Below are 3,651 nucleotides of genomic sequence, written 5' to 3'. Positions count from 1 at the left end.
CGGGCGCCCGGTTCACACCGGACTTCACCTGCGGCCGCTCCAGCTTCTGCTCCTTCTTCCCCCAGACGGAAACCGGGGTGTCCGGCTGATCAGCTGCGGCCGCCGGCAGAGCCGCAACGCCCAGGGCTAGGACCAAAGCCGTCGCGGTCAACGTATGGCGCACGGTCGTGCGGGCACGCCGAGAGGGCATGCCAAAGGCACGTGAAGACATCAACTTCCCCCCACAGGAAGACAATCCCAGCAGCCCCAGCGGCCACCAGGCGCCCACAGACTCACACAGCTCCCCCACAAAAACCGGAGGGTATGCCCCCGAAATCCCCCCGCACACGCCCCCGAAACCGGCCTCACCCCGCATACCAGCAACCAGCACAAAGCGGCTGGAAAAATGCCGCATAAGAGAGAAAGGTCTATGAAGGGATCCTTCATAGATGGCCGGATCCGACTCACGGCCGCTGCACAATTCCGGGTTGAGTCCCAAGACGTGCGGCCGCAGGACCCTGCGCTCGGTGCCCCCGCCCGGGAGACCCGGCTTGGGCAGAGGCAGCACCACGGCCGCCCGGTGCGCGCGGCTGGCGAAGAACACCCCATAGGTCGGCCGGCCGTGGTGATTACTGAAGCTGCCCGGAGGCGTTGTGACGGCTTTCGAGACGCTTCAGCGAGTGCCGACGCCAGGCGGGCTGGGCCCGGGCGCAGCAGTTCTGATTCTCGCGCATCGGCGATCGCTGGGTACTGATGCGCGCCGGATGTTTGGGAACGTCACTCCGACAGTGGGTGATCGCCGCTTAAGTCCTTATCAAGCCTCTTCCGTCGGCGAGGCCGACGTCGGTGGTCCGCGAGGCCCTCGGGGAGCGCCGCCCTACGGACTGGGTCCTGACAGAACTTCGCGAGGGAGGACGGGGCCCAGCCCGCGATGTGCTGCACGTCCCGAACTGCAGGCACCCGAAGGGGCGCCGTTGCTCGATGTGCATCGGGCCTTGGACGTCGCGGAGAACCAGGGGTGCAACTGTGCGGGTCCTCTCGGCCGCCGCCCGCCGGCTTGGACGCCCTATTGATGTGGCGGCCCGTCACGTGAACCGCACCGTCTGATATCGCTCACGGGCCGCGGAGCGGTCAGTGCACGTCGAACTCGTAGCCGTGCTGGATGTCGGCGGGGCAGCTGAAGACCCGCAGATCGCCCCATCTGCCGACCGTGATGTGCCGGGAGTGCGGTGGACGGCCCGCGGCTTCCGCCACGGCGCCAGAGCTGTGGATATCGCCTGGTCAAGACCGGCCTTGCGGACCGTTTCGACGAGCAGGACCGAACCGGCCTGGGAGACGACCTGGCGGCCGTCGTCCTGGACGCGGACACGGGGGTAGGATCCGATAGAGCGCTTCACCTGGAAAGTGCCTCCGGTGGTGGCAGGAACAAGGACCTCGACAATCCTCATTCTTGCTGGACAGAGGCACTTTCCGCTTTCCTGACCGCCTACCGGACAGCCCGCTTCACGAAAGCGCGAGGTTAGGGCCTGACGCCGCGCGGCCCGCCCTCCGGGCGAACGACGCGAATGTGACGACAGGCCCCAGCCGGTCCGGCGCGACAGCCACGGCGATGACACGGGGCGCCGTGCCGTGAGCTCCCATGCCTGGATCAGGACGGCTGAACGAGCCCCGCCTTGCCGTAGATCGTCGCCACCCGCGCGCCCGTATCCCCCGAGGCGAACCCCATGCCGATGCGGAAGACGCCGGGCTGGGCCGGATTCGGAACGTACACGCCGAGGCCCTCCGGTTCGCGGTAGTCCAGCGTGTACGCGGCGGCGGTGTGGGCGGGGTTGACGGTCTCCTTGAAGGGCGTGGGCGGCGCGGGGTCCAGGGCGCCCGTGGTGAGGTTGACCGAGGTGATGAACGTGTTGCCGACGCCCGGCTGGGAGACCACGACGTTCTGGTCGCCGATCTTCTGGGTGGAGTTGTAGCTGTTGCCGTGCAGCAGATAGAGGTACCGGCCCACGACCGCGTATCCCTGGAGGAACGGCTTGCCGTAGGTGGTGAGCGGCCAGCCGGCCACCGCCGTGATGTTCGGTTCGCGGAGGCTGGCGAGGGGCTGGGTCCAGACGCCGAGGCGGGCCAGGTCGAGATCGTGGACCTGGAAGACGAACGCCCCGTCGGTGTCGCGGAAGCGGATGGCGAGGCGGCCGTAGACCGGGTCGACGGAGGCGGTGTACCTCGAGGTCCCCGGGACCGGCTGGTACGTGGCGAGTCCGGCGGACCCGTGGTCGAGGACCTTCCCGTTGACGAACGGGAAGCGGGCCAGCCGCCGGCCGCGGCTGGTCGTCCTGGTCGGATCGTCCGGGTGCACCGGGTCCGGCACTTCCTGGCCGTCCGTCTCGGTCCACAGATACGCGGTGCCTCCGGCCGGCTCGACGCCGATGCCCATGCCGTGGCCGAAGCCGCGCAGGTACATGTAGCCGAGCGTGTTCCCGGACATGTCCCACTTGGTGATCGTCAGATCGCCGTTCCGGTTGCGGTCGGTGGCGCTCACGGCGGCGGACTCGCCCGCGAGCTTCAGCCCGCCCTGCGTCACCTGCGCCAGGTAGATGTGCCCGTTGGCGTTGTCGTAGCCGAAGGACTGGAGGATCGTCGAGTCGCGCAGAGGCTTCTCCCGTATCCACTTGTCCGACGCGCTGTTCAGGTCGAGCCGGGGCGAGGGCACCAGCAGCGAGGAAGCGGGGGTGGCGTGATCGGCGGCGGACGCCGTTCCGGCACTCATGGACACACCGGCCGCCGTGAGCGCGCCGGCGCCGCCCAGGGCGAGCAGGGAGCGGCGGCTGGGCCGGGAGATCCTGTCATCGGTCATGGTGCCCATCCAAGCCGGAGGCCCGACCGCACTCAACCCGCCCCCTCGGTTCAATTCACCCAACCGTCGTTCCCGGGCCACACACACCATCCGCCGGCGACACATGGACCGGTTGATGTACATGGGTGCTGATCTCGCTGGTGGTGCCTTGTTTCAACGAGGAAGAGATCCTCGAACGCTTCCATGAACGCGTCACGGACGAAACGTCCCGGCTGGGCCACGCGTTCCAGGTGGTGTACGTGGACGACGGAAGCGCTGACCGCACCCTGCCGGTCATCCAGGAGCTGGCCGCCGCCGACCCACGCGTCCGGTACGTCTCCTTCAGCCGCAACTTCGGCAAGGAGGCCGCCATGCTGGCCGGTCTCCAGCACGCCGAGGGGGACGCTGTGGTGATCATGGACGCCGACCTCCAGCACCCGCCCGAGCTGATCGGGAAGATGGTCCAGGAGCACGCCCAGGGGTACGACCAGGTCACAGCCCGCCGCACCCGGGCCGGCGACCGGGTCACCCGCACCCTCACCGCACGCGCCTACTACTGGCTGATCAACCGCCTCGTCGACGTGGAACTCGTGGACGGTGTCGGCGACTTCCGGCTGCTCTCGCGCCGCGCGGTGGACGCCGTACTCGCGCTGACCGAGTACAACCGCTTCTCCAAGGGCCTCTTCTCCTGGATCGGCTTCCCCACCACGACCTTCAGCTACGACTGTCAGTCTGTTCGTACCGGATCCCGCAAGGATCGGGTAGTCCCGGCCGTGACGGTCTGACTCTTGCTTACGACCGACCCCACGGGTGTCCTGGCGTTGATCTGTCGACCGTCCGGC

The 3,651-nt window shown here is 68.2% G+C and carries 3 protein-coding genes and 2 pseudogenes; 1 reads left to right on the top strand and 4 read right to left on the bottom strand.

Features of this window, described 5'->3' with window-relative positions:
• The 4 genes and pseudogenes from E6R18_RS34535 to E6R18_RS33765 all read right to left on the bottom strand — a co-directional run.
• The coding region (locus tag E6R18_RS34535; RefSeq protein ID WP_206308499.1) for a hypothetical protein at positions 1 to 211 on the bottom strand (211 nt) is incomplete at its 3' end.
• Positions 212 to 1,110: 899 nt separating this feature from the next.
• Positions 1,111 to 1,233: a hypothetical protein gene (locus tag E6R18_RS35350; RefSeq protein ID WP_276607283.1), complete on the bottom strand. Its 123-nt coding sequence runs from the start codon at positions 1,231 to 1,233 to the stop codon at positions 1,111 to 1,113.
• Positions 1,209 to 1,376: pseudogene (locus tag E6R18_RS33770) on the bottom strand (transposase); the annotation flags it as partial. The gene E6R18_RS35350 and the pseudogene E6R18_RS33770, both read right to left, overlap by 25 nt.
• Before the next feature lie 251 nt (positions 1,377 to 1,627).
• Positions 1,628 to 2,830 (bottom strand): teichoic acid biosynthesis protein C, encoded by a 1,203-nt coding sequence (locus E6R18_RS33765; RefSeq protein ID WP_240799951.1) that lies wholly within the window; start codon positions 2,828 to 2,830, stop codon positions 1,628 to 1,630.
• A 125-nt stretch (positions 2,831 to 2,955) separates the two neighbouring features.
• Here E6R18_RS33765 and E6R18_RS33760 point away from each other — a divergent pair.
• Positions 2,956 to 3,534 (top strand): annotated as a pseudogene (locus E6R18_RS33760) (glycosyltransferase family 2 protein); the annotation flags it as partial.
• Positions 3,535 to 3,651 lie beyond the last annotated feature (117 nt).

Origin of the sequence: Streptomyces sp. A1277, assembly GCF_004795015.1 — a bacterium.
Lineage (GTDB): Bacteria > Actinomycetota > Actinomycetes > Streptomycetales > Streptomycetaceae > Streptomyces.
The sequence above is the reverse complement of the archived record's forward strand: the minus strand, read 5'-3'. Positions and strand labels throughout refer to the sequence as shown.

Coding starts and splice junctions, on each gene's coding strand:
- E6R18_RS33765 (WP_240799951.1), bottom strand. CDS start 2,830: ATGACCGATGACAGGATCTCCCGGCCCAGCCGCCGCTCCCTGCTCGCC.